At 70.7% G+C, this 24367-nt stretch carries 23 protein-coding genes; 12 read left to right on the top strand and 11 right to left on the bottom strand.

Annotation, left to right across the window (positions count from 1 at the left end):
- The first annotated feature begins 13 nt into the window (after positions 1-13).
- Entirely contained in the window at positions 14-739 is a 726-nt protein-coding gene (locus L2C96_RS29375; RefSeq protein ID WP_237338487.1) for an SDR family oxidoreductase, read from the top strand.
- Positions 740-1213: 474 nt separating this feature from the next.
- Here the strand turns inward: L2C96_RS29375 and L2C96_RS29370 are convergent, their stop codons facing one another.
- The 3 genes from L2C96_RS29370 to L2C96_RS29365 form a co-directional block, all read right to left on the bottom strand.
- Positions 1214-1534 (bottom strand): hypothetical protein, encoded by a 321-nt coding sequence (locus L2C96_RS29370; RefSeq protein ID WP_237338486.1) that lies wholly within the window; start codon positions 1532-1534, stop codon positions 1214-1216.
- Complete coding sequence (locus L2C96_RS44720; RefSeq protein WP_267283878.1) at positions 1535-1660, bottom strand: hypothetical protein; 126 nt, start codon at positions 1658-1660, stop codon at positions 1535-1537.
- A 492-nt stretch (positions 1661-2152) separates the two neighbouring features.
- Positions 2153-2791: a GntR family transcriptional regulator gene (locus L2C96_RS29365; protein WP_027929409.1), complete on the bottom strand. Its 639-nt coding sequence runs from the start codon at positions 2789-2791 to the stop codon at positions 2153-2155.
- Between the two features lie 52 nt (positions 2792-2843).
- On the opposite strand from L2C96_RS29365, the gene L2C96_RS29360 reads away from it, so the two are divergent.
- The 3 genes from L2C96_RS29360 to L2C96_RS29350 are packed head-to-tail and all read left to right on the top strand — an operon-like array spanning position 2844 to position 7241.
- Positions 2844-4223 carry an FAD-dependent oxidoreductase gene (locus L2C96_RS29360; RefSeq protein WP_237338485.1) on the top strand — a complete coding sequence of 460 codons (1380 nt, stop codon included), beginning with the start codon at positions 2844-2846 and terminating at the stop codon, positions 4221-4223.
- A 13-nt stretch (positions 4224-4236) separates the two neighbouring features.
- Complete coding sequence (ilvD, locus tag L2C96_RS29355; protein ID WP_237338484.1) at positions 4237-5901, top strand: dihydroxy-acid dehydratase; 1665 nt, start codon at positions 4237-4239, stop codon at positions 5899-5901.
- 32 nt (positions 5902-5933) lie between these two features.
- On the top strand, positions 5934-7241 hold the full coding sequence (locus L2C96_RS29350; RefSeq protein ID WP_237338483.1) for an MFS transporter: 1308 nt from the start codon (positions 5934-5936) through the stop codon (positions 7239-7241).
- Here L2C96_RS29350 and L2C96_RS29345 read toward each other — a convergent pair.
- Positions 7228-8241 carry an Lrp/AsnC family transcriptional regulator gene (locus L2C96_RS29345; protein WP_037323411.1) on the bottom strand — a complete coding sequence of 338 codons (1014 nt, stop codon included), beginning with the start codon at positions 8239-8241 and terminating at the stop codon, positions 7228-7230. The two genes, L2C96_RS29350 and L2C96_RS29345, sit on opposite strands and share 14 nt — an antisense overlap.
- A 97-nt stretch (positions 8242-8338) precedes the next feature.
- Between L2C96_RS29345 and L2C96_RS29340 the strand changes: the two genes are divergently transcribed.
- The 6 genes from L2C96_RS29340 to L2C96_RS29315 all read left to right on the top strand — a co-directional run bounded on the left by L2C96_RS29340 (position 8339) and on the right by L2C96_RS29315 (position 16118).
- On the top strand, positions 8339-9622 hold the full coding sequence (locus L2C96_RS29340; RefSeq protein WP_237338482.1) for an MFS transporter: 1284 nt from the start codon (positions 8339-8341) through the stop codon (positions 9620-9622).
- Positions 9619-11085: a M81 family metallopeptidase gene (locus L2C96_RS29335; RefSeq protein WP_237338481.1), complete on the top strand. Its 1467-nt coding sequence runs from the start codon at positions 9619-9621 to the stop codon at positions 11083-11085. The genes L2C96_RS29340 and L2C96_RS29335 overlap by 4 nt, the downstream gene beginning before the upstream one ends.
- Before the next feature lie 387 nt (positions 11086-11472).
- Positions 11473-12483, top strand: coding sequence for a LacI family DNA-binding transcriptional regulator (locus L2C96_RS29330; RefSeq protein ID WP_027929416.1), 1011 nt, complete (start codon positions 11473-11475; stop codon positions 12481-12483).
- A 175-nt stretch (positions 12484-12658) separates the two neighbouring features.
- Complete coding sequence (locus L2C96_RS29325) at positions 12659-13831, top strand: CaiB/BaiF CoA transferase family protein (protein ID WP_237338480.1); 1173 nt, start codon at positions 12659-12661, stop codon at positions 13829-13831.
- Positions 13824-14624 (top strand): enoyl-CoA hydratase/isomerase family protein, encoded by an 801-nt coding sequence (locus tag L2C96_RS29320; RefSeq protein ID WP_237338479.1) that lies wholly within the window; start codon positions 13824-13826, stop codon positions 14622-14624. The genes L2C96_RS29325 and L2C96_RS29320 overlap by 8 nt, the downstream gene beginning before the upstream one ends.
- Before the next feature lie 108 nt (positions 14625-14732).
- The gene (locus tag L2C96_RS29315; RefSeq protein WP_237338478.1) at positions 14733-16118 is read left to right on the top strand and encodes an MFS transporter; all 1386 of its coding nucleotides are present in this window, start codon (positions 14733-14735) and stop codon (positions 16116-16118) included.
- 180 nt (positions 16119-16298) lie between these two features.
- On the opposite strand, the gene L2C96_RS29310 is transcribed toward L2C96_RS29315, so the two are convergent.
- Complete coding sequence (locus L2C96_RS29310) at positions 16299-16616, bottom strand: hypothetical protein (protein WP_237338477.1); 318 nt, start codon at positions 16614-16616, stop codon at positions 16299-16301.
- 70 nt (positions 16617-16686) lie between these two features.
- Between L2C96_RS29310 and L2C96_RS29305 the strand changes: the two genes are divergently transcribed.
- Positions 16687-17541, top strand: a complete 855-nt coding sequence (locus tag L2C96_RS29305; RefSeq protein WP_237338476.1) for a LysR family transcriptional regulator — start codon at positions 16687-16689, stop codon at positions 17539-17541.
- 24 nt (positions 17542-17565) lie between these two features.
- Here the strand turns inward: L2C96_RS29305 and L2C96_RS29300 are convergent, their stop codons facing one another.
- Genes L2C96_RS29300 through L2C96_RS29285 form a run of 4 tightly spaced genes read right to left on the bottom strand, consistent with a single transcriptional unit; the run spans position 17566 to position 20902 of the window.
- Positions 17566-17916, bottom strand: a complete 351-nt coding sequence (locus L2C96_RS29300) for a DUF1636 family protein (RefSeq protein WP_237338475.1) — start codon at positions 17914-17916, stop codon at positions 17566-17568.
- A gap of 60 nt (positions 17917-17976) precedes the next feature.
- A complete protein-coding gene (locus L2C96_RS29295; RefSeq protein WP_237338474.1) occupies positions 17977-19215 on the bottom strand; it encodes a metal-dependent hydrolase family protein in 1239 nt (412 codons plus the stop codon).
- A gap of 29 nt (positions 19216-19244) precedes the next feature.
- Positions 19245-20006 (bottom strand): alpha/beta fold hydrolase, encoded by a 762-nt coding sequence (locus L2C96_RS29290; protein ID WP_237338473.1) that lies wholly within the window; start codon positions 20004-20006, stop codon positions 19245-19247.
- An 11-nt stretch (positions 20007-20017) separates the two neighbouring features.
- Positions 20018-20902, bottom strand: coding sequence for a fumarylacetoacetate hydrolase family protein (locus L2C96_RS29285; RefSeq protein ID WP_237338472.1), 885 nt, complete (start codon positions 20900-20902; stop codon positions 20018-20020).
- Positions 20903-21035: 133 nt separating this feature from the next.
- On the opposite strand from L2C96_RS29285, the gene L2C96_RS29280 reads away from it, so the two are divergent.
- The gene (locus L2C96_RS29280; RefSeq protein ID WP_237338471.1) at positions 21036-21695 is read left to right on the top strand and encodes a FadR/GntR family transcriptional regulator; all 660 of its coding nucleotides are present in this window, start codon (positions 21036-21038) and stop codon (positions 21693-21695) included.
- Between the two features lie 238 nt (positions 21696-21933).
- On the opposite strand, the gene L2C96_RS29275 is transcribed toward L2C96_RS29280, so the two are convergent.
- Entirely contained in the window at positions 21934-22365 is a 432-nt protein-coding gene (locus L2C96_RS29275; RefSeq protein ID WP_237338470.1) for an ATP-binding protein, read from the bottom strand.
- Positions 22366-22619: 254 nt separating this feature from the next.
- Entirely contained in the window at positions 22620-24329 is a 1710-nt protein-coding gene (locus L2C96_RS29270; protein WP_237338469.1) for an NAD(P)/FAD-dependent oxidoreductase, read from the bottom strand.
- Positions 24330-24367: the final 38 nt, after the last annotated feature.

Raw genomic sequence — 24367 nt, 5'->3', positions numbered from 1 at the left:
TGAAGGAGTATAGGTGAACCAGTCACTCCAGGGCCGGACGGTGCTCGTGACGGGCGCGAACGGCGGGCTCGGCGAACAGTTCGTGGCCCAGGCACTCGAACGCGGCGCGAGCAAGGTCTACGCCGCGGCGCGCAAGCCGAAGAGCTGGAAGGATTCCCGCGTCCAACCGCTGGCCCTCGACATCACCGACGCCGCCGCCGTGGCCCGCGCCGTCGCGTCCGCCCCCGACGTCGACCTGGTGATCAACAACGCCGGAATCGCGCCGGACGGCGACTCCATCTCCGGGCCGGAGGACGAGCTGCGCCGGATCTTCGAAACGAACTTCTTCGGCACGCTCCGCGTCGCGAACGCCTTCGCGCCGGTGCTGGGCGCCAACGGCGGCGGAACCCTGCTGAACATCCTGTCCGCGGCGTCCTGGTTCAGCATCCCGACCGGATACGCGGCCTCGAAGGCGGCGATGTGGTCGGCGACCAACGCGCTGCGGGTGCAGTTGCGCGGGCAGGGCACCCACGTGATCGGCCTGCTCGTCGGCATGATCGACACCCCGATGACGGCCGGGTGGGACGTCCCGAAGGTCACCGCCGCGAGCGTTGTCGCCCAGGCCTACGACGGAGTCGCCAACGGCGCGCTCGAGGTACTGGCCGACGAGCCGACGCGCGAGCTGAAGTCCCGGCTGAGCACGAAGGCCGAGGAGCTCTATCCCTGGCTGGATGAGCAGCTGGCAGCGCTGGTGTCCTGACCCGGGGTCCAGAGTGGACGACCGCCGGACTGGTGCCGGCACCAGCCCGGCGGCCACGGGGCCGGCAGGTCGATCCAGCGTCGGCGGCCGCGATGAGCGTCAACCAGGACGTGCGCTCGGTCGGCTTCTCTCGGCAGCGCCGTCAGCGGCCTGATCCTGCCCGCACACACCGCGACGGGCAGCTTCGCCCCCACCGACTCGGCTATGCCACCCCCGCTCGGACGGCCGGGGCGCTGGGACTGGTCACCATCGTGCTGGCTGCGGGAATCAACGCCTCCCCGCGCAGGCAGCAGCAGTCGTGACGAGGCGAACAGCGGGCGACCGCGCCGACAGCGGCCGATGACCAGTCTGGCGAGTAACGACAGCAGCGGCGTTGCTGACCGCGTGCCGGAGTCCCACCGGCGTATGGCCGCGGCCACCCTGGCCGCCCGGATCGTGCCGGGTGAACGGGGGTCCTGCGACCCGCTCCGCTGATCAGCGACGTGGTCGCTCTCGACGAGACCTCGGGCGTCCTGCGGCCAGGGTTGCCCGCACCGGCCGAAAGGTGCTGCTCCGTCCGCGACGAGGCCGGCCACCGGCATCGTCGTGCCGCCTCTCCTGGACGATCACGCTGACCTCGGCAACGAGCCGCTCCCGCAGGCTCTTGTCGATACCGGAGTCGGTGATGATCACCTCGACCTTGTCCAGCGGGAGCACCTTCGACGATATGGCGCCGAGGAAGAGCGTGTGGGCACGCAGGTCGCTGATGCCCTGATCGCGAGGCGTGCCGATGGTCTCCGCCAGGGCTTCGTCCACTCAGCCGCCCATGAGGAAGGTGCGCACCCCTTCGACAGTCAGCAGGTGCTGGGCGATGCCGAGTCCGGGGTATGTGGCCCGCAGGTTCGTGACATGGTCCGGCATGTGCAGGGCCAGGGAGTGCACGGTCGAACCGGTGTCGAAGATGACCGCCCGGTCGGATTTCAGGGGAGGCGGCCGCCGATTGCGCGATGCGCCGCTTGGCATCGCGGTTGAGGGACATGCGGGCGTCGAACGAGACGATGGACGCGTGCGTTTCGGGTGCGACGGCGCCGCCCCGGGTTCGCTTGACCCGCCCCCGCCGTTCGAGCTCGTCGGGGTCGCCCCGGATCGTGACCTCACTGCCCCCCCCAGTCGGGCTGCCATTTCCGAAGGCACGACGCGGCCGGAGGTGGCTATCTCCTCCAGCAGCTGAGGCGGCGTTCGTCAGCGAGCATCGACAGAGCGCCGTGCCTGCTTGCCTGAGCAGGGGAGCGGCAAGGCCGTGCGCGCTCGCACGGCTGTCGGCGTCAACTCCTCGCTGTTGCCTCACCCGCTCGCAGACGCCGACGTGCGTCAGAGGCGTTGAGCGGTGTCCGAAAGTGGTCCGGCACACCCAGTGCTGCACGACGGAGCCACTCACTGGTCCCGCAGCGTCCGGTAGGTGAAGTCGGTCAGGTAGTCGTTCAGCTTGAGGGACGCCTCGGAGGCCTTGGCCTGATCGCCGTGGCAGATGGCGCGGAGGATGTCCCCGTGGAGGTCGGCCGCTTCGGCCAGTTCCGCCTTCGGGTTTCGCAGGTGGGCGAACCAGAACCGGCGCGAGAGCCCCTGCAGCGGGGCCATCGCCACCGACAGGTACTCGTTGTGCGCGGCCTCGACGATCAGGGTGTGGGTCGACTTCAGCAGCTCCCCGAACCGCCTGGGATCGTCGCCGTCGAACTGGCTGAGCACCTCGGCGAGCGCCAGGATGCGCTCACGCTGCTCCGTCGTGGCCCGGTGGGCGGCGAGGCGCACCGCGAGCTCCTCCATGGAACGGCGTAGCTCGAGCACCTTGAGTTGCGCCTCGATCGACGTCGGGGCGACGAACACGCCCTGGCTAGGGTGGATCTCCACCATGCGCTCGCGTGCGAGCCGTTGCAGCGCCTCGCGCACCGGCGTGCGGCCGAGCCCGGTGCGTTCCATCAGCCGGGCCTCCGACAGCAGCGAACCAGGCGGGAGTTCCTGGAACGTGATCATGCGTTCCAGCACGTCGTAGGCCTGGTCGGCCTTGTTCGCCACGGGTGCCTCCTCCTCGTTCCACCGCTGGGCCTGGACAATACCGCGACGCGCGATGTACAACCGGTACATGACCAATATATCGACCTGGTCGCTGACCGGTGGTCCGGTCGACCGGGGACTCGAAGTGCTGGCCGAGGTCGACGTGCTCGTCGTCGGGGCCGGTGCGGCCGGGGTCGCGGCGGCGGTGGTCGCGGCCGAGGCGGGTAAGTCGGTGCTCGTCGTGGAGAAGTACGGCTTCGCCGGCGGCGCGGCGGTCGCCGGGATGTCCGGCACGATCTGCGGCATGTACCTGGCCTCGGATGCCGACCGGGAGCCGAGGCAGGTCGTCGCGGGGTTCACCGAGCGGTTCCGCGGGGAGCTGGCCGCCCGGGGCGGCCTCACCGCGCCGCAGGTCTACGGCAAGACCTGGACCGTCGCGCACGATCCGCTCGTGTGGCGCGAGGTCGCGGACGACCTCCTCGAAGGCGCGGGCGTCACGGTGCTCTACCACACGGCCGTCGCCGCCGTCGTCCTTGACGGCGACACCCACCGCGGAGTGGTGGTCGAGTCGAACGCCGGCCGGGCCGTGGTGCTCGCTGCCAGGACGATCGACGCATCGGGCGACGCGGCTGTGGTCGCCCGCGCCGGGCACCGCTACACCTTCGGCGACAACGGCGCGATCCAGAACCCGACCATGTTCTTCCGCCTCGGCAACGTCGACGTCGAGCGGTTCCTGGAGTTCTACGGCGAGGACACCATCTGCCCGCCGTACGTGACCGAGGAGATCCTCCGGGCGCGAGGCGCCGGGCTGGACCTGCCGCGGCAGAAGATCTGGATCTTCACCACTCCCAGGCCCGGCGAGCTGCTGGTCAACGCGACCCGGCTGGCCGGCCGCGACGGCCGGATGCTCAACGTGATCGACCCCGCCGACTTCACCGAAGCCGAAATACTGGGTCGGCGGCAGGTCCGGTCCTACGCGCGGTTCCTGATTGATCGGATCCCCGGTTGTGAGAACGCGTTCGTCGTGGACACGGGGGTCGAGGCCGGGATCCGGCAGACCCGCACGATCGCCGGGATCGAGCGGCTGTCCAACGAGGACGTCCTCGCGGCACGCAAGCGCGAGGACGGGATCTGCCGGGTGCCGTGGCCGATCGAGCTGCACGCCGGTGACCGGCCCAAACTGAGCTGGCTGCTCGACGACTACTACGAGGTGCCCTACGGCGCGCTCGTGCCCGAACGCGGCGAGGGCGTCATCGTCGCGGGCCGCTGCCTCAGCGCCGAGCACGAGGCACTCGCCTCGGCGCGGGTCACCGCGCAGTGCTTCGAATACGGCCACGCGGCCGCGGTGGCGACCGTGATGTCGCTGGACAAGGGCCTGCCGTACCGCGGACTCGACGGCCGCGAGATCCGGTCGGCGATGGCCGCCGGCGGAAGCGCCCTGTCCCTTTCCTGACTGGAGAAACACCATGGAACAGCTGCGGAGCAACTTCGAGCCCGGCACCACCCGCTGGGCCGTGCGCCGCGCGCAGTGGAGCGCGATGGGCATCAGTGCCGAGGACCAGCGCAAGCCCAAGATCGCGGTCGTCAACACCTCGTCGAAGTTGTCGGTGTGCTTCGCGCACCTCGACGACGTGGCGGGGGTGGTCGCCGACGCCGTCCGCGAGGCGGGTGGGCTGCCGCTGGAGATCCGGACGACCGCGCCGTCCGATTTCGTCACCAGCGCGGGCCGCAAGGCGCGCTACCTGATGCCGACCCGTGACCTGATCGTCAACGACGTCGAAGCCGCCGTCGAGGGTGCGCAGCTCGACGGCATGGTGTTGTTGTCGAGCTGCGACAAGACGACCCCGGCCCACTTGATGGCCGCCGCGCGGCTCGACCTGCCCTCGGTCGTCGTCATCGGTGGCTACCAGCGCGGAGGGACGTTCTCCGGCTGTTCGGTGGACATCGACTCGGTGTACGAATCGGTGGGCGCCGTCGCCTCCGGGAAGCTGAGCGTGGACGAGCTCGGCGAGATGGCCGACCGGGCGATCGAGGGGCCGGGCGTGTGCGCGGGACTGGCGACGGCGAACACGATGCACGTGCTCGCCGAGGCCCTGGGCATGACGATGCCCGGCTCTGCGCCCACGCGTGCGAACTCCGCGGCGATGCTCGACCGGGCCGCGGCCGCGGGACGGCGTGCCGTCGAGCTGGTCCGGGAAGGGCTCACCGCCCGCCAGGTGCTCACACGCGACGCCATCGAGAACGCGGTCGAGGTGGCGCTGGCACTGGGGGGCTCGGTCAACTGCGTCCGGCACCTCACCGCCGTGGCCGCGGAGGCCGACCTCGACCTCGACGTCGTCGCGTTGTTCGAGGAGAAGGGCCGCGGTGCCAAACAACTCGCCGCCATCCGTCCCAACGGGACACACCAGGTGTGGGACCTCGACCGGGTCGGCGGGGTTCGCGCCGTCCTGCGTGCGCTGGCACCGCGGCTGCACACCGGCGCGCTGACGGTGTCCGGCAGCACCGTGGCCGAGCTGATCGCCGACGTGGCCGGACCGGACGGCGACGTGGTGCACCCGCTGGACGAACCCGTGGCCGACGAGCCGGGCCTGCTGATCCTGCGTGGATCGCTGGCGCCGGACGGTGCGATCGTCAAGGTCGCCGGGGTGGGTGCGGCACGGCGGCAGTTCCGCGGGCCGGCCAGGGTCTTCGCGGGTGAGGACGAGGCCATCGCCGCGCTGGGCCAGGGAGAGATCAAGCCGGGACACGTGATCGTGCTGCGCGGGATGGGCCCGAGGGGCGGCCCGGGCACGGTGTTCGCCGCGAGCTTCGTGGCCGCGCTCAACGGTGCCGGCCTCGGCGGCCAGGTGGCCGTGGTGACCGACGGCGAACTGTCCGGGCTCAACCACGGGCTCGTCGTGGGACAGGTGATGCCCGAAGCCGCCGACGGCGGGCCGCTCGCCGGAGTCGAGGACGGGGACGTCATCTCGATCGACCTCGACGCACGGCTGATCGACGCGGAGCCGATACGCGACGGGAAGCCCGTCACCGCCGGTGATCCCGGCAGCGAACGCGGCTGGCTCGGCCAGTACGCGGCACTCGTCGGCCCGATCCAGCGGGGCGCGGTCCTGCGCCGTCCCGCCCGCCACTGACCTTTCCCCGGCCACCGAAGGAGCTGGCTTTCATGACCGAATCCCGACGGCACGCCCGTAGAGCCGGTATCGCCGCCCTCGTCGGCACCACGCTCGAGTGGTACGACTTCCTGATCTACGGCACGGCCGCCGCGCTGATCCTGAACAAGCTGTTCTTTCCCGCGATCAGCCCGGTCGCGGGGACACTGGCCACTTTCGCCACCTACGCCGTCGGATTCCTGGCCCGGCCGCTGGGCGGCATCGTGCTGGGCAACCTCGGCGACCGGCTCGGCCGCAAGACGATGCTGGTGCTGACGATCGTGCTGATGGGCGTCGCGACCGCGCTGATCGGTGTGCTGCCCACCTACGACCAGATCGGCGCGTGGGCGCCGGTCCTGCTGATCCTGTTGCGGCTCGTGCAAGGCTTCGGCGCCGGAGGCGAGTACGCCGGCGCCGTCGTGTTGTCGGTCGAGCACGGCGACCAGCGGCGACGCGGGCTGGCCGGTGCGTGGGCCCCGGCCGGGTTCGCGCTCGCCACCCTGCTCGCGACAGGGATCTACCAGCTGTTCCTGCTGCTGCCCGACGAACAGTTCCGCCAGTGGGGCTGGCGAGTGCCGTTCCTGCTGGGGATCGTCATGCTCGCGATCGGCTATTTCATCCGCAGCGGCGTGGACGAGACTCCCGCGTTCAGGAACGCGAAGCAGGCCGAGGAGACCAAGACGGGACTGTTCGCCGCGCTGCGGTACCAGCCGAAGAGCTTCCTGGTCGTCATCGGTGCCCGGTTCGCCGAAAACGGCTTCGCCTACCTGTTCCCCGTGTTCGCGGTCGCGTTCCTGACCAAGCAGCTGGGCCTGTCCGACTCGCTCGGGCTGACCGCGGTGATCATCGCCTCGGCCGTCCAGGTGGGCGGGGTGCCGCTGTTCGCCTGGCTGTCCGACCGGTGGGGACGGCGGCCCGTCTACGCGGCCGGCGCGGTCGCGTCGGCGCTGTGGACCCTGCCGTTCTTCCTCCTGCTGGAAACCCGCGAGCCGGTGGCCGTCGTCGTAGGGTTCGTGGTGGGACTGGGCATTTGCTACCCGGCCATGCTGGCGCCGCAGGCGGCGTGGTTCGCGGAGCTGTTCGAGACCAGGACCAGGCTCGCCGGGTTCGCGTTCGCCCGCGAGATCGGTTCGGTGCTGGCGGGCGGGTTCCTGCCGCTGATCGCGACCGCGCTGCTCGCCTGGTCCGGCCACTGGTGGCCGGTCGCGGTGTACCTGGGGGTGCTGACGGTGCTCACCCTCGTCGCGCTCGCCGTGGGCCCCGAAACCCGGCGCCGCGACATCGAGTCCGCCGGCACGCGCTCGACGGTCACGACGGGGTAGCCCAGGGATCGACGGGGACGACGCGGGTGCTGCGGCCCAGCTCGTCGACGATCCGGCCGTGCACCTTGACCTGCCGCAGCACGATCCTGCGGTCCACCACGGCCGCCTCGGGGCAGTCCACCGCGATCCGGGTGAGCAGCTTTCCGAGGTGGTCCAGCGACCGCAGGCTCACGATCAGGGAGAGATTCGCCGGACCGGGGACCGCGGCGCAATGCCGGGTCTCGGGCCAGGCGCCCAGCCTGCGGCCCGTCTCGCGCACGTGGAGGTCCGGCACCGCCAGCCACAGCAGTGCCATGGACTCCCACCCCGCGAGCGGGCGGGCGACGTCGCACCGGAACGTGATGTCGCCGTGCCGCCGCAGGCGGTCGAGCCGGCGCTTGACCGCCTGCGGCGACGTGCCCAGCTCCGCGGCCAGCTCCGTGTACGGGCGCCGCCCGTCGTGCCCCAGCGCGAGGAAGAGCGCGCGGTCGGCCGGGCCGAACGGACGGATCTGTTCCGGTGCCGGCCCGGCGGGCTCGCGGACCAGCTCGGTCTGGGCGCGGTTCATCACGCCGAGCCGCCACACCACCCCGCCGAAAAGTCCACTGTAGACGTACGAGCGGGCGTTCACGACGTCCGGCGGCATCGGCAACGTGCGCACCAGAACCTCGGCGATGGCGGGCAGGGTCGGTGCCAGCACCAGCGCGAACACCCCGAACTCGCCGGTGGTGACTCCGACCGTCGAGACGTTCGGCAGCTCGGCGAGAGCCAGTGCGACGCGCTCCGCGGTCCCCGGACGGCACGTCAGTTCCAGCAGCGCGCCGCGCATCGCACTGTTGCTCAGCGCCACCGTGACCCAGGCCGAGCCGGACTCCACCAAGTGCTGCCAGCGCCGCGCCAGCGTGACCGGCGCGAGGTCCAGCGCTTCGGCGAGGCTCGTCCAGCTGGCCCGCGGGTTGACCTGGAGCGCGTCCACCAGCGCCAGATCGGTCTCGTTCAGCAGCTGGGTGTCACTATCCATCGTCCGGCGCGCCTCCACCGTCAGTATCCGTCGATTTTCCGAGGAACTCCGGGTTCTTCTGGAGTGTAATCGGAAATCACCGGACCAGGGAGTGACCATGGTCGACATCTCCGGCAAAGTCGTCCCGGACGCGCTGTACCGCAAGGTCGGCCGCCGGATCCTGCCGTTGCTCGTGGTGTGCTACGTCTTCGCCTACCTCGACCGCGTGAACATCGGCTTCGCCAAGCTGCAGATGACCACCGACGTCGGGATCAGCGAGTCGGTCTACGGACTGGCGGCCGGAATCTTCTTCCTCGGCTACGTGCTCTTCGAGGTGCCGAGCAACCTGCTGCTGCAGCGGATCGGCACCCGCAAGACGGTGTTCCGCATCATGCTGCTGTGGGGCCTGACCTCGGCCTCGATGCTGTTCGTGCACGACAGCACCAGCTTCTACGTGCTGCGGTTCCTGCTCGGCGTGTTCGAGGCCGGGTTCGCGCCCGGGATCATCTTCTACCTGACCTACTGGTACCCGCCGGCGCGGATGGCGGCGGCGATGTCGGTGCTGATGATCCCGGGGCCGCTCGGCTCGATGATCGGCGGGCCGCTGTCGTCGCTCGTGCTCACCGCGTTCGACGGCGGGTTCGGGCTCGCCGGGTGGCAGTGGATGTTCCTCGTCGAGGGCCTGCCGTGCGTGGTCCTGGCGTTCGTGGTGTGGAAGGTGCTGCCCGACGGGCCCGCCGAAGCCCGCTGGCTCACCCCGGCGGAGAAGGCCCGGATCGCCGCGGACGTGACAGGTCCGGAAACCCTTCGCCAGCACAGTTTCCGGCGAGTGCTCACCGATCCGAAGGTCTACGCTCTGGCCGTCGGCTACTTCTGCCTGATCAGCGGCCTGTACGCGGTGAGCTTCTGGTTGCCGACCATCCTGCGGGAGAACGGTCTCGCCAGTACCGTCGAGATCGGACTCTGGACTGCGGTGCCGTATGCGTGCTCGCTGGTCGCGATGTTCTGGCTGTCCCGCCGCTCGGACCGCCGCGGGGAACGCCGCCTGCACAGCGCGGTCCCGGCGCTGGTCTCTGCCGCCGGGCTGGCGGTAGCGGCGCTCACCGCCCAGTCGTTCGCGGTCTCGATGCTCGCGATCGTCATCGCCACGGCCGCGATGTGGGGCTCGTACACGGTTTTCTGGGCGATCCCGTCGGCGTACCTGACCGGCACCGCCGCGGCGGGCGGCATCGCCCTGATCAACAGCATCGGGCTGCTCGGCGGTTTCTTCAGCCCCACGTTGATCGGTTACGTCAAACAGGCCACCGGGAGCACTGAGGCGGGTCTGCTGTCAATGGTCGCCCTGCTGCTGGCCGGGGGGCTGCTCATTCTGTTCACCACACTGCGGAACGAGGCACGATGAAGATCCTGGCCGCTGGTTTCCAGCACGAGACCAACACGTTCGCCGACACTCCCGCCGGTTACGCCAACTTCCTGAACGGGGAGGGGTTCCCGGCGCTGTGCCGTGGCGAGGACGTGCTGCGGCTGGCGAACGTGAACCTGCCGATCGGCGGTTTCCTGCGCGCGATGCGGGACGTGACCGTGCTGCCGGTGATCTGGGCGGCCGCGTCGCCGTCCGGGCCGGTGACCGCCGACGCCTACGAGCGCATCACCGGGGAGATCCTCGGCGCGGCCCGCTCCGCGCGGCCGGACGCGGTGTACCTGGATCTGCACGGCGCGATGGTCACCGAGCACCACGACGACGGTGAGGGTGAGCTGTTGCGCCGTCTGCGCGCGGTCGTCAGCGACGACGTGCCCGTCGTGGCGAGCCTGGACCTGCACGCGAACCTGTCCGAGGAGATGTTCACGATGGCGGACGCCCTGGTCGCCTACCGCACCTATCCGCACGTCGACATGGCGGAGACCGGCGCTCGCGCGGCGGGGCTCCTCGCGCGGCGGATCGCCGGTGAGCGACTCCGGCCGGTGTGGCGGCGGGTGCCGTTCCTCATCCCGATCAACGCCGGCTGCACCGATCTGGAGCCGGCCTCGACCGTCTACCGTGGACTGGCCGAGGGGATGTCCTTCGCCGCGGGGTTCCCCGCCGCGGACATCCCCGATTGCGGGCCGGTGGTGTTCGGCTACGGCGGCGACGGGGTGGCCGAGGAGGTCGACCGGGTCCACGAGCAGGTCACGAGCCGCGAAGCGGACTGGGCGATCGCGCTGCCCGACGCCCGGCAGGCGGTCGCCGAGGCGATCCGGCTCAGCGCCGACGGGCCGGTCGTCATCGCCGACACCCAGGACAACCCCGGGGCGGGCGGGACCGCGCGGACCACCGGGCTGCTCAAGGCGTTGCTCGCCGCGGACACCGGCCCCGCGGCGATCGGCCTGTTCACCGACCCGGAGGTGGCCGCCGCCGCTCACGCGGCCGGGGTCGGCGCGACGATCACCGTGCCGCTCGGCGGGGAACCGGCCGTGCCCGGTGACATCCCCGTGCACGGCCGGTTCACGGTGGAGCACCTGTCGGACGGCCGCTGCCGCTTCGACGGCCCGATGATGCATGGCAACGCCGTCGACCTCGGCCCCTCGGCGTGCTTGCGCTACGGTTCTGTGCGGATCGGCGTCACGACCGGACGGACGCAGGTGTTCGACCGCAACCTGTTCCGGATGGTCGGGATCGAGCCCGAGCGCCAGCGGATCGTCGTGGTCAAGAGCTCCGTCCACTTCCGCGGCGACTTCGCCCCGATGGCCGCCCACATCCTGGTCGCGAAGGCCCCCGGGGTGATGGCCGCCGATCCAGCGGATCTGGTGTGGACGAAGCTGCCGCCACAGGTGCGGATCACTCCCGCCGGGCGGGCGGCGGATCGCGGACCTCAGCGAGATTCGTGACCGTCTCCGGGTCCCGGGACGGTCGGCGCAGGTGCGCGCCCTCAGCAGGGGAGTGCCCTGGCTCTCGGCGGTCCCTCGGTGCCGCCGCGCCCCGGCGGCGGCACCTCCCCGGCAACGTGCACTCGGCTGGGAGCAACGGCCCCAGCCGCAGAGTATGACCCCGGTGCTCACAGGGCGTTCCTAGTTCATGGCCGATCAGCCTTTCCTGGCTTCCGTGGACGAGGCCCGGGCGACCGGCTGCCCGCCGGATCGGTGGCCTCGCCGACATCGATGGTGCTCACTCGAACCCGGAGGCAGTAAAACACGGCGGACGCCCGGTGCACAACCGGTTGTGCACCGGCGCAACCGGTTGTGCTGGAGGTGTCCGATCGCGATATGCTCCAGCCCATGGCCACGTTGCGGGAGGTCGCCGAGGCGGCGGGGGTGTCCAAGGCGGTGGCTTCGCGTGCTCTGACGGGTGACTTCAGGACCCGGATGAGCGAGGAGACCCGCCGTCGGGTGCGCGCGGTCGCCGAAGAGCTCCAGTACGTGCCCAATCACCGGTCGCGGGCGTTGCGGTTCGCCAAGTCGGGCGCCGTGGGCCTGATCGTCCCGGACGTGAACAACGCCGTGTTCGCCGAGATGCTGGCGGGCGTGCAGGACCGGGCGGGCGAGGCGGGCATGTCGGTGCTGCTGGGTCAGATCGACCCGCCGCCGGCCGGCCGCGACCAGTTGCGCCGGCTGGTCGCCGAAGGCCGGGTGGACGGGGTTCTCCTGCAACGGCGTGAGGATTTCGACGACCAGCGCCTGCGTGAGGTGCTCGCCGGGGATCCGCCGGTGGTGCTGATCAACTCCAAGCTGGCCGGGCGCGCGGGCTCGGTCGTTCTCGACGACGTCCGCGGGGCCGCGACGGCGACCCAGCACCTGATCGACCTCGGTCACGAACGCATCGGTCACCTCGCCGGTGTGGCCGACCACGACACCGCCGTCCGTCGTCACCGCGGTTTCATCGAGACCATGCGCGCGGCGGGACTCCGGGTGCGTCCGTCGTGGGTCGAGCGCTCCGGCTGGGAGGCTCCTGGTGGCGCCGCGGCCGTCACCAGGATGATGCAGCGGAAAACGCGGCCGACCGCGCTGGTGGTCTCGAGTGTCAACGCCGGAATCGGGGCGTTGTCGGCGCTGAGCCGCCTGGGTGTCCGGGTGCCCGAGGACCTGTCGGTCGTCGCGATCAACGACACCTGGGTTGCCGAAACCTGGGCGCCCGCCCTCACCACCGTGCGGATGCCGCTGCGCGCCCTGGGGCGCCGCGCGTGTGGAATGCTGCTCGACCACCTTGCGGGACAACGACTCGGCGACGTCGTGGTCGAGGAGCCGGCGCCGGAGCTGATCGTCCGGGAGTCGACGCGGCCGGTCCCTTGACCGGGAGGCGGCCGCCGCTTACCATCGTCGGCAGTGTCCACTGTGGCACTTCACTCGAGCCCGGACATTTCCGTTCGGAGCCCTGGGATCGTTTCGCAGCTGCCCCTGCCGACAACCGCGATCCCTTGCCGATGCGCGTCGGCTGAGGCTCCTCGTTGACAGGACGAGGGCGACAATGCTTTCCGGAATCAAGATCGTCAGTTTCACCCATTTCCTGCAAGGCCCTTCGGCGACGCAGATCCTGGCCGACCTCGGCGCGGACGTCGTGAAGGTCGAACCGCCGCAGGGTGCCTTCGAGCGCGGCTGGTCCGGCCCGGACGCCTACGTCGAGGGTGTGTCGGTGTTCTTCTTGCTCGGCAACCGCAACGTGCGCAGCATGGCGGTCGACTTGAAGAACGAGGACGGGAAAGCGGTGCTGCGCCGGCTGATCGACGGCGCCGACGTGCTCATCGAGAGTTTCCGTCCGGGCGTGATGGACCGGCTGGGGCTCGGCTACGAAGAGCTGCGCCGGACCAACCCCCGGCTGGTCTACTGCTCGCTGTCGGGTTACGGGTCCGACGGCCCGTACAAGGATCGCCCCGGGCAGGACGTGCTCATCCAGTCGTTGTCCGGGCTCGCGTCGGCGACCGGCTCGGCGTCCGGGCCGCCGACCCCGGTGGGCGCCTCGCTGGTCGACCAGCACGGTGCCGTGCTCGGCGCACTGGGCATCCTCGCCGCCCTGCACGGCCGTGAGCGCACCGGCGAAGGCACCAGGGTGGAGAGCAACCTCCTCAACGCCGCGCTGGACCTGCAGATCGAACCGTTGTCGTACCACCTGAACGGCTTCCGCGGGCAGCGGAGTGCGAGCGGGATCTCCTCGCCGTTCTACAAGGCGCCCTACGGCGTGTTCGCCACGGCCGACGGGCACCTCACGATCTCCCTGACCAGCACCGACGCCCTGAGCAAGGTGCTGGAGGAACCGTGGTTCCGCGGGGTCGAACCCGACGCCGAGTACGCGATGCGCGAGGAGATCAACGCGCGTATCGCCGAACTGCTCTCCCGGAAGACCACGAGGTACTGGACCGAGCGCTTCGCTGAGTTCGGTATCTGGCACGCCCCGGTCAACAGCTATGACGACGTGGTGGCCGATCCGCAGGTGTGCCACAACGAGACGTTCCTGTCCTTCGATCACCCGTCGGCGGGTCCGGTCCAGGTCCTCGCCCACCCGATCAGTTACGGTGGGCAGCGCCCGGGAATCCGCCGCCTGCCCCCGGCGCTCGGGGAGCACACCGGGGAGGTCCTCGCCGAACTCGGGTACTCCGCTGGGGAAATCGCCCGCCTGATGGAAGGCGGTGCGGTCCATGGCTGACACGGCGCCGTGCCCGGTGCTGGTCGAGCGGTCCGCACCCATCGCGGTCGTCACGATCAACCGGCCGGAGAAGTACAACGCGATCAACGCCGCCGTCGTGGACGCGCTCGAAAACGCGCTCACCGAACTGGAGGGCGATCCCGCCATTCGCGCGATCGTGCTGACCGGGGCGGGCAAGGCCTTCGCCGCCGGTGCCGACATCGCGTTCTACGCCGACGCGGACCGCGTGTCGTTCGACGCCTTCACCCAGCGGTGCAACGAGTTGTGCGACCGGATCGCGAAATGCGCGGTCCCCGTCGTGGCCGCGGTGAACGGGCTCGCGCTCGGAGGCGGGTTCGAACTGGTGCTCAGCTGCGATGTCGTGGTCGCGGCGGACGAGGCGACGTTCGGTCTGCCCGAGGTCTCCCTCGGGCTACTCCCGGGGTGGGGCGGTACGCAGCGGCTGACCTGGCACGTCGGCCCCAACCGCGCCAAGTGGCTGGTGATGTCCGGCGAGCGCCTCGACGCGGAGGCGGCCGAGGCGGCGGGCATCGTCACCCACCGCTGCGCCCAGGACGAACTCGCGGCCCGGGCGGCCCAGATCGCCACCACCCTCGCCGAACAGGCGCCACTGGCCGTCGCCGCGATCCGCGAGGCGGTCACCGCCGCCGTGCCGGCCGCGGCGCAAGCGTCGGTCGGCGCGGGTTTCCAGCTGGAGAGGGCGAAGCTGTCCGCCCTGTTCGAGTCGGCGGACGGCAGGGAAGGGATCGCGGCGTTCGTCCACAAGCGACCGCCTCACTTCCGCGGTCGCTGATCCGCCACACCACTTCTGACCGCGCGTCCACGGACGGTGACGCGCGCCGACAGTTCTACCCGCACTGCACAACCGGTTGTGCATTTCTCATCGACAAAGGAGTCATCCATGCGAGCACAGCAAGCGAGCCCGCCGCCGAGCGGGCTGCGCAAGGTCGTGGCGGCTTCGATGGCCGGCACAGTCGCCGAGTGGTACGAGTTCCTGCTCTATTCGGCGTCCTCGGCGCTCGTTTTCGGCGCGTTGTTCTTCCCTCGGTCCGGCCAGCCGCTCGACGGTGTGATCAACGCTCTGCTCATCTACGCGGTGGGCTTCGTCGCGCGCCCGCTCGGCGGGATCGTCTTCGGGCACTTCGGTGACCGTCTCGGCAGGAAGAAGCTCCTGCAGCTGAGCCTGTTGCTGGTCGGGGCGGCGACGTTCGCGATCGGCTGTGTTCCAGCCTTCGCTTCGATCGGGTACTGGGCGCCGATGATCCTGGTGCTCCTGCGGTTCGTACAGGGCTTCGCCCTCGGCGGCGAGTGGGGTGGCGCGGTGTTGCTGGTGGGGGAGCACAGCCCGGACCGCAGCCGGGCGTTCTGGTCCAGCTGGCCCCAGGCCGGGCTGCCGATCGGCAACCTGGTCGCGACGGTGGTCCTGCTCGGACTGTCGGGAGCGCTCTCACCGGAGCAGTTCCTGTCCTGGGGCTGGCGCACCGCGTTCTGGGCCTCGGCGGTCATCGTGCTGATCGGTTACTACATCCGCACGCAGGTGGAGGAGGCTCCGATCTTCCTGGAGTCGCTGGAGAAGGCGCAGGCGCGGGCGAACGAGCGGACTTCGATCATCGAGGTGGTGCGGCAGTACCCGCGCGGTGTCCTCGTGGCGATGGGCGCGCGGGTCGGTGAGAACATCCTGTACCAGGTGGTGGTGACGTTCTCGATCACGTACCTGGCGCTGCGGGTGGGCAGCAGCACGACCGACATCCTGTTGCTCCTGGTGTTCGCGCACCTCGCGCACATGATGCTGGTCCCGTTGTTCGGCCACCTCGCGGACCGGTGGGGACGCCGTCCGGTGTTCCTCGCCGGTTCGGTCGCCATGATCGGATGGGGTTTCGCCGGGTTCCCGCTGATGGACACCGGATCCCCGGTGCTGATCGTGCTGGCGCTGGTCCTGGGGGTCGCCGTGCACGGCCTGATGTACGCCCCGCAGCCGGCGATGATGGCCGAGCTGTTCCCGACGCGGATGCGCTACGCAGGTGTGTCACTCGGCTACCAGACGACGTCGATCTTCGCGGGCTCCCTGGCGCCGTTCATCACCGCGACGCTGCTCAAGAGCTTCGGCTCGTCGATCCCGATCGCGCTGTACCTGGCGGTCGCCGCGATCATCTCGACCATCGCGGTGGTCGCGACCCGTGAGACGAAGGGTATGTCCTTGTCCGCATTGGACAGCCCGGTCGAGAGCCCGGGCGCAGGCGCGGGCTGCGGCGTGCCGGCCTCCACGAAGCCCGGCGAGGCTGGGTGACAGCGGCTCGCGGAGTGTGGGTGCCCCGGGCCAGCCGGTCCGGGGCACCCCCTGGAGTGGCCGTTGTCGAGCACCGGCCGGATGGAGTGCCGGAAGTGGCTGGCAGCACGTAGGAGGCCTGTGTGGAGCAGAGCCAGACCGCGGCGCCGGTGACCAGTCCGGCCTTCCCCGCGAAGTCGGTCACGACAGGGCCTTGTGGTTGATCCAGACGACCTGGTAGGGATGCCGCGACTGCCAGCGCTGGATGAGCTCCTCGGTGCCGGGCACCGTGAAGACCGCGTTGAGCGCGTCGAGGTCGGCGACTCCGAGCTGGATGATCGCGCTGGCGACGAAGACGGGACTGTGGTCGTCGGCGGGCACGCGGATGTGGCGCCGGGCCGAGAAGGTCTGGACGCGTCCGGAGCCCAGCATCAGGTTTTCGATGTCTTTCAGGTATTGATCCAGCTCGGCGTCGGGGATGGGCTGGTCGAAGGAGACAATCATGGTGTGGTTGAGCACGAACCGATTCAAGCAGCGGAGGCGGTGCGGAGTCCAAGACCGGTTCGCCATCCAGCGATAACCTGGAGGCATGATCGAGGTCGAAACGCGCGAGCTGGCCTACTTCGTCGCGGTCGCGGAGGAGCTGCATTTCGGCCGTGCCGCGGTGCGCCTGTCGATCGCCCAGCCGGCGCTGTCGAAAGCGATCCGACGCGTCGAGGAGCGGCTCGGGGTGCAGCTGTTCGTGCGTTCGAGCAGGCGCGTCTCGCTCACGGCGGCGGGGGAGGCCTTGCTGTACCACGGCCGCCATGCGCTGAACGCGATGAGCGTCGCGGTGCAGCAGGCGCGACAGGCTGGTGACGCGGACGCGCATCTGCGGCTCGTGATCAAACCGGGCGGCGACGCGAACCTGCTGTCGGGCATTCTCACCGCTTACGCCCAGCTGCCCGACGCACGCCGGGTCGACATCCTGTTCGGTGGTGCCACCGACCGCGCGGACTACGTGCGCGACGGCCGGGCCGACCTGGCACTGCTGTACGCGCCGTTCGACGATCTCACGGGGCTGGCGTACGAGGCGCTCCACGTCGAGGACCGGGTTGCGATTCTCCCCGCCGATCACCGGCTGGCCGCGCGCGAGGAGGTGCGGCTGGCCGACCTCGAGCACGAAACGATGCCGCGGTGGAAAGGCGTGCCCGGCGGCGGGACGGGGCCGGAGCTGGTGGACGTGCCCCAGATGATCCAGATGATCGTGCTCGGCCGGACGATCGCGGTGCTTCCGCGCTCGCTGGTGGAACCCGTGCCGCCGGGAATCGTGTGCGTCCCGGTCGTCGACGCCCCCGCCAGCGAGATCGTCCTTGCATGGGCGGAGCTGGACCGCCGTCCACTCGTCGCCTCGTTCGTGGCGGCGGCGCTCGCCGCCACCGGCGAGCGCCGCCAGGCGCTCTAGGTCGCCGGCAGATCCGGGCCCGGCTCACGCGCGTGGTGCGCGTTTGACCGTGACGGAGCTGATCCGGGTTTCGAGGCCCCCGGGCACCACCCAGTCGGCGGGATCGCCGCTGGGGCAGGCGTCGTGGGCGCGTGCTGCTTCCAGGATCGCCTCGGCGTCCCCGGGCGTCAGGCCGGCGAAGCGGACCCGGGTCTTGCCGGGGCCGTCCACGGCGACCACCCCGTCGCGGGGGCAGCCGCCGAGGCACTGGACACTTCGGACGGTGATCCCGTCCGCGCCGGGGTGTGTGGCGAGCGCGGCGAGCAGCGCGTGGCCGAACTGGCCGGTGCGGTGGGTGTCGTAGCGGGGGCAGGTGCGGCAGACGAGCAGAGGCATCGTGTTCCTCGGGGCACGGTAACGGCCGCCCGGCGCGGTGCCGGGCGGCCGACGGGGTGGTCACCGCTGGTCGGGGGTTTCCTTGTGGAACTTGCCGTCCTTCATGATGTAGTGCAGCTTGTCGTGGTCCTGCAGGACGGTGATGTCGGCGAGCGGGTCGCCGTCGACGAGGAGCAGATCGGCGAGGTAGCCGGGCTGGACCTTGCCGAGCTCGTGCGGCCGCAGCATGATCTCCCCGCCCAATGCGGTGGCGGCCAGGATCGCCTCCATCGGGGTGTATTCGAAGCGTTCGACGAAGTGCTGCAGGTCGCGGGCGTAGGTGCCGTGCGGCGTCCAGGCGAAGCCGTAATCCCCACCGGGCAGGACGCGGATGCCGCGCCTGTGCATCTCGATCATCGCGGCGGTGGCCATCTCCAGTTCGCGCTTGTAGCCGGCGGCTTCGGCGGCTTCCTGGGGATAGCCGAAGTCGGCGGCCTCGTAGAGGGTGGCCACCAGCCAGTTCACGCCCGGTGCGACGAAGATCCAGTCCTTGGCCGACTCCAGCAGATCCATGCCTTCTTCGTCGGTGAAGCTGGCGTGGTAGACGATGTCGACGCCGTGCCGCACGCACATCTTGACGCTTTCGGCGCTGCGCGCGTGCGCGCAGACCCGCTTGCCGCGCCGGTGCGCTTCGGTGACCGCCGCGGCGACCTCCTCGTCGGACATGTAGGTGTCCTCGGCGCGCTGGGTGCCGGTGATCTCCTCGCCGGTCATGGACAGCTTGATCTGGTCGACGCCGATCTCGATCAGACGGCGCACCGCCTTGCGCATCTCTTCGGGGCCGTCGGCGAACCAGGTGATGCCCTTGACCAGTTCGCCCCCGGTGACGGCGATCTCCGGCCCGTTGGCCAGGTAGCGGGGGCCGGGGACGCGGCCGGCGTTGATGGCGTCTCGGCAGACCACGTCGAGGCGGTCCTTGGCGGAGGCGGCGCCGAGGCACATGGTGTAGCCGGAGTCGATGTAGGAGCGGGCGGACTCGACCGCGAAAAGCAGGTGCTCCTCGACCGGCAGGGCGGCCAGGCCGTCGAGGTCGCCGCTGTTATTCCAGGTGAAGTGGGTGTGCGCGTCGCACAGGCCGGACATCAGCGTGCGGCCGCGGCCCTCGATCACCCGGGCGCCGTCCGCGGCGCCCGGCGCGGTCGCGCCGACCGAGACGATGCGGTCGTGGTCGACCAGGACGTCTCCCCGGTAGGGCTCGGCGCCGGTGGAGTCCAGAATGGACACGTCGCGGAACAGGGTCTTGTTCGCCGGGATGGACATGGGCTCTCCTCGTCGTTGAGGGGTTGGGATCAGAGGAACTTCTGCAGGAGTGCGGTGGTGTCGCGGGCGGCTTCCAGCGGCGTCCAGTGGCCCACGCCGGGCAGGACCTCGAGTGTGGCGTTGCCGTGCGCGGCGGCCAGGTTCTCGCTGACGGCGGGAGGACCGACCTTGTCGTCGGCGCCGGTGACCAGGAGCAGGGGGAGGTGCGCGGGCACCGGCCCCGGATCTTCCGCCGCGGCCAGTGCCTCGCAGTTGCGGGCGTAGCCTTCCGGGTCCTGACGCATGACCAGCTCGCGCACGAACGCGGCGACCTCGGGCTTGTCCCGGCGGGTCGCCTCGGACAGGGCGTTGGCGACGACGCCGGGCGCCACGGCCGCGGCGCCCTGGGCGCGCAGGGTGGCCGCCCGGTCCCGCTGGGCTTGCCGTCCGGCTTCGGCAGGTTCGGCGACCGCGCCGAGCAGCGCGAGTGCGGACACCTTCGCGGGGTACCGGGAGGCGAGTTCGCGCGCGATCAGCGTGCCCATCGAATGGCCCACGACCGCGGCCGTTTCGACGCCGAGCGCGTCGAGGACGGCGGCGAGGTCGTGGGCGTGCGTGGTGATGCTGATGCCGTCCCGGAGACCGGAGCGGCCGGCCCCGGCGGAGTCGACGCGGATCACCCGGAAGCGTTCGGCCAAGGCGGCGGCCTGGACCTGGTAGAGGTTGGTCGTGCCGCCCAGGCCGTGCACCATCAGCACCGCGGGGCCGTCGCCGTCGACCTCGACGGCCAGGTTCGCACCATTGACGTTCATGTCGGTCTCCCTCACACGATCCGGTTGCGCAGGACACCGAGGCCGGTGATGGCGACCTCGACGACGTCCCCGCGGGACAGGAACTTCGGCGGCTCGAACCCGATGCCGACCCCGGCCGGGGTGCCGGTGGCGATGATGTCGCCGGGCAGCAGCGTGATGCCCGCCGACAGGGTGGCGATCAGGTCCGGGATGTCGAAGATCAGGTCCTTGACCAGCGCCAGCTGGCGGTTCTCGCCGTTGACCGTGGTCTCCAGCTCGAGCGCGGTGACGTCGGGGACCTCGTCGGCGCTGACGGCGTACGGGCCCATCGGGCAGTGCGTGTCCAGCGACTTGCCCAGCAGCCACTGTTTGTGATCGCGCTGCAGATCCCGCGCGGTGACGTCGTTGACGATGGTGTATCCCCACACGTGCTCGAAGGCTCGCTCCCGGCTGATGCCGCGGCCGCCCCGGCCGATGACGACCGCGAGCTCACCCTCGTAGTCCAGTTCGGAGGTGACCCCGGGGTGCGATTGGACGTCGTCGTAGGGGCCGGTCACCGACGTGGTGGCCTTGGAGAACAGGATGGGTTTGTCGGGCAGCGCCTCGGAGCGGCCCGGCGTGTCGTACCCGCTGCGGCCGAACTCCGCGACGTGTTCCCGGTAGTTCTTCCCGACGCAGAACACGTTGCGGCGGGGCGCCGGGATCGGCGCGCGCAGCCGCACCGAGTCCAGCGGCGTTCCCGGTTGCTCGGAGGCCTGCCGGGCCAGGACGGGCCCGAGTTCGTCCCAGTTCTCCACGACTTCGAGCACTCCGGCGCCGTCGGGCAGAACCCCGCTGACGTCGTGGACCAGGCCGGACGCGGTGTCCACCACGCCGACCCGGTCCGTTCCCGCCGAGGTGAACGTCACCAGCTTCATGTGCGACCAATCTGAACCAATCGAAACCAATGTTGCTGGTGTCAGACCATACGGGCTTCGACGGAGGCTGTCGACTGCGAGTTTGTTGCTGGCTCATTGGTCTCGATTGGTCAGGCGGTGGTAAGGTCGGTCCATGACGACGGTGGAGCAGTCCCTGCGTGCCCTGGTCGCGGAAGGCGCCCGGGACGGCACGCTGGGCCCCGGCGCGAAACTGCCGACCGAACGGGACCTGGTGGCGCGGCTGTCGGCCCCGCGCAGCGCGGTCCGGCGCGCGCTGGAAGCGCTCGAACGCGACGGCTTGGTGAGCCGGCACGTCGGGCGGGGGACCTTCCTCACCGATGCTGTGACCGCGGCCGCCGACGCGCCGTCGGACACCAGCCCCGCCGAGATCATGCAGGTCCGGCAGTTGCTGGAGCCGCAGGTCGCCATGGTCGCCGCCCGGGTGGCCACCCAGGCCGACCTCGCCCGCATCGGTGAGGTCCTGGACGCCGGTGGCGCGGCGGAGGACTTCGAGGGTTTCGAACGCTCCGACGCGCTGCTGCACCGCTCCATCGCCGTGGCCGCGCACAACGGCCTGCTGATGACGATGTTCGACGTCATGAACACCGCGCGATCGCTGCCGGTGTGGGGAAGCCTCAAACGCCGCACCTCGACGCCCGAACTGCGCCGCTGCTACCACCGCGAGCACAGCGACATCGTGGAAGCCCTCCGCGACCGCGATCCCGACGGCGCCGCCGAGGCGATGCGCGCCCACCTCCAGCACGTCAGCGACACCCTGCTCGGCCGCGGCTGACCGTTCGGGACGAGCAGGCGGCGAGGGCCACGGGCAGGCAGTTCACTCAGCGCGAGCGGTGGTGCGGTTCGCAAGCACCTGATCACCGAAGGAGCCGTCGCTCACTCATGAGTTCCGGCCTCGCCGCGCCGGGCCGGGGTCTGGCGTTGGTGTCCGCGGCCGACGCGCGTGGGGCAGTCGGACACGCCGTTCACCGCGGCTTTCCTTGCGGGTAGCCACGACCTGCTGTTTCCGGCGTTCAGAGGCAGCGGTCCCAGGGGTAGACGGTGCAGTCGATCGTGCCCCATACCGTCTTGCCGCCGCCTGAGCGGGGCCGGCTGCCCCATGCGCTGCTCAGCTTGTCCACCATCGCCAGGCCGCGCCCGCCGGCCACCCGCGGGTCACGCTCCCTCATTACCGTGGGTTGCTCGTCGCTGCCGTCGTCCACCTCGATCACGGTCCGGCACGGCTCGCGGAGCCGCCGGAGCCGCAGCTGGTGCGCACCACCGGCATGCTCGTAGGCGTTGCTCAGCAGCTCTGTGGCCACCAGCTGCACCGCGACCAGGTGGTCCTCGCCGAGATCGGACAACGCTCTCGCCGCCCACTGCCGTACCGCCACGAGGGGCGGCACTGTATCCGGTTCGAGGTCCAACGTCAGCGGCGGCTCGGCAGTCATCGGTCGCGTCGTCATCCCCACTCCGCCCTGTCTGCTCAAGGCGGTCGTTCGCGACTACCCTGCTGACCCACCGCCAAAACCGCAACTCAAGCGGGGGTTCGGGTCGAGCGGACGTTACTGGCAGCCACGCCGCGAACTTCTTCGAGCCGCCCGCCGTGCCCGCGGTTCGAGCACACTGCCGACCTCATCTCGGCGAGGCCACGGCGATCTTCCTCGTCAACCACGGCGTGGTGACGGTCGGCCCGACGCTGGAGGCTCCTGGACCCGGGTCAGGTCGCCGGTGCGGGGCGTGTTTCCTTCGCGCGTCCGCGGGGCTGCTGGGAGTTCACTGCGAAGAGCCGGTGCAGGAGCTGGATCGCCACCGAGCCCTCGCCGACGGCGGAGGCCACGCGTTTCACCGAGCCGCGCCGGGCGTCGCCGGCGGCGAACACGCCGGGCATGCTCGTTTCGAGGAGCAGCGGGTTGCGCTGCAGTGGCCAGGTGCCGTCGCGGAGGTCCGATCCGGTGAGGACGAAGCCCTGGTCGTCCCGGTCGATCTCGGGTGGCAGCCAGCGAGTGTGCGGCCGGGCGCCGATCATGATGAACAGCCCGTCCGCGCCGGTGGTTTCCTCGTCCCCGGTCGCGCGGTCGCGGAGCACGAGGTGGTCCAGCCGCCCGTCACCGCCGCCACCCACGATTTCGGTTCCGGTGCGGACCTCCAGCCCGGGGGTCGCCGCGATCTCGCGCGTCAGGTACTGCGACATGCCTGCGTCCAGCGACGAGGCGCGGACCACGAGCGTGACGCTGCGGGCGTAGCGGGCGAGGTACAGGGCGGCCTGGCCGGCCGAGTTGCCGCCACCGAGCACGTACACGTCGCGGCCGGTCATGGCGGGCGCTTCCGAGGACGGCGGGCCGTAGAAGACCCCGGCGCCGCTGAGGGCTTCCAGCGCCGGCACTCCGAGCTGGTGGTAGCTCGCGCCGGTGGCCAGGAGGACCGCGCGGGTCCGCACCCGGGCGTCGCCGGACAGGGTGACGACCAGCTCGCCGCCCGCGCGCTCCACAGCGCGGGCCTGCCGCATGAACGCGAACTTCGCGCCGAAGACCCACGCCTGGTCGTAGGCCTGCTGGGCGAGGCGGCGGCCGCTGACGCCCCGGGGGAACCCGAGGTAGTTGCGGATCAGCGAGCTGGAGGTCGCCTGGCCGCCGAGCCCGCCCTCGTCGACGACCAGCGTGCTGAACCCCTCCGACGCGCCGTACACGGCCGCGGACAGCCCGGCCGGCCCGGCCCCGACGATGACCAGGTCGAACTCCATCCGCTCGGGGCTCACCGGCGAGCCTGAGGCCAACGCCAGCTCGGTGTTGGTCGGGTCGGTGAGGACCGTGCCGTCGGGGAAGAGGACGACCGGCAGCCGGATCCCGTCGCCCACCGTGGCCAGGCGTGCGCGGCCCTCGTCGGAGTCGGCCAGGCAGAACGAGTGCGGGATCGCGCAGCGGCCGAGGGCCTGGCGCAGCTCGTAGGCCCGGCCGGACCAGGTCTCCCCGATGACGTGGATGGTGTAGGGCGAGGTCCGCCGCGACTCGGCCCAGTCCAGCAGCGAACTCGAGATCGCCTGGTGGAACGCCTCGTCCGGGGTGGCCATCGGCCGCAGGACGTAGTGGTCGATGAGCCCGCGGGCGATCGAGGTGTAGATCGCTTCGCCGGTTTCGCGGTCGCCCCAGTCGCCCCACGCGATGAGCAGCCCGCGTTTCGCGTGCGGGTGGAGGCGGCGGGTGCGGTCCAGCAGCTCGCTGCCGGTCATCCCGGGCAGCCACTGGCCGGCGAGGACGAGCGCGACCTCATCGCCCGCGCCGGCGAGTTCCTCGAGGACAGTCAGCGCCTTCTGGGGCGAGGACAGGCACACGATCCGGTAGTGCCGGGCGTAGCGCTCCCGCAGCTCCCGCTCGACATCCCCGAGTACGTCCGCATCCCCGTCGACGGCGACGAGCACTGCGCCGGACATGCCGACGACTGTAACCGCTTGTTGGCCGCCTGGAAACG

The organism is Amycolatopsis tucumanensis (assembly GCF_021654135.1).
In the GTDB taxonomy this organism is placed as follows: Bacteria; Actinomycetota; Actinomycetes; order Mycobacteriales; family Pseudonocardiaceae; genus Amycolatopsis_E; species Amycolatopsis_E tucumanensis.
Note: the sequence above shows the minus strand (reverse complement) of the source record. Positions and strands in the feature narration are given on the sequence as shown.

Bases quoted from the DNA above. Each gene is read 5' to 3' on its own strand.
- L2C96_RS29360 (WP_237338485.1), top strand. From the start codon at position 2,844: ATGTACAACCGGTACATGACCAATATATCGACCTGGTCGCTGACCGGT.
- ilvD (WP_237338484.1), top strand. From the start codon at position 4,237: ATGGAACAGCTGCGGAGCAACTTCGAGCCCGGCACCACCCGCTGGGCC.
- L2C96_RS29350 (WP_237338483.1), top strand. From the start codon at position 5,934: ATGACCGAATCCCGACGGCACGCCCGTAGAGCCGGTATCGCCGCCCTC.
- L2C96_RS29345 (WP_037323411.1), bottom strand. From the start codon at position 8,241: ATGGATAGTGACACCCAGCTGCTGAACGAGACCGATCTGGCGCTGGTG.
- L2C96_RS29340 (WP_237338482.1), top strand. From the start codon at position 8,339: ATGGTCGACATCTCCGGCAAAGTCGTCCCGGACGCGCTGTACCGCAAG.
- L2C96_RS29335 (WP_237338481.1), top strand. From the start codon at position 9,619: ATGAAGATCCTGGCCGCTGGTTTCCAGCACGAGACCAACACGTTCGCC.
- L2C96_RS29330 (WP_027929416.1), top strand. From the start codon at position 11,473: ATGGCCACGTTGCGGGAGGTCGCCGAGGCGGCGGGGGTGTCCAAGGCG.
- L2C96_RS29325 (WP_237338480.1), top strand. From the start codon at position 12,659: ATGCTTTCCGGAATCAAGATCGTCAGTTTCACCCATTTCCTGCAAGGC.
- L2C96_RS29320 (WP_237338479.1), top strand. From the start codon at position 13,824: ATGGCTGACACGGCGCCGTGCCCGGTGCTGGTCGAGCGGTCCGCACCC.
- L2C96_RS29315 (WP_237338478.1), top strand. From the start codon at position 14,733: ATGCGAGCACAGCAAGCGAGCCCGCCGCCGAGCGGGCTGCGCAAGGTC.
- L2C96_RS29305 (WP_237338476.1), top strand. From the start codon at position 16,687: ATGATCGAGGTCGAAACGCGCGAGCTGGCCTACTTCGTCGCGGTCGCG.
- L2C96_RS29300 (WP_237338475.1), bottom strand. From the start codon at position 17,916: ATGCCTCTGCTCGTCTGCCGCACCTGCCCCCGCTACGACACCCACCGC.
- L2C96_RS29295 (WP_237338474.1), bottom strand. From the start codon at position 19,215: ATGTCCATCCCGGCGAACAAGACCCTGTTCCGCGACGTGTCCATTCTG.
- L2C96_RS29290 (WP_237338473.1), bottom strand. From the start codon at position 20,006: ATGAACGTCAATGGTGCGAACCTGGCCGTCGAGGTCGACGGCGACGGC.
- L2C96_RS29285 (WP_237338472.1), bottom strand. From the start codon at position 20,902: ATGAAGCTGGTGACGTTCACCTCGGCGGGAACGGACCGGGTCGGCGTG.
- L2C96_RS29280 (WP_237338471.1), top strand. From the start codon at position 21,036: ATGACGACGGTGGAGCAGTCCCTGCGTGCCCTGGTCGCGGAAGGCGCC.
- L2C96_RS29275 (WP_237338470.1), bottom strand. From the start codon at position 22,365: ATGACGACGCGACCGATGACTGCCGAGCCGCCGCTGACGTTGGACCTC.
- L2C96_RS29270 (WP_237338469.1), bottom strand. From the start codon at position 24,329: ATGTCCGGCGCAGTGCTCGTCGCCGTCGACGGGGATGCGGACGTACTC.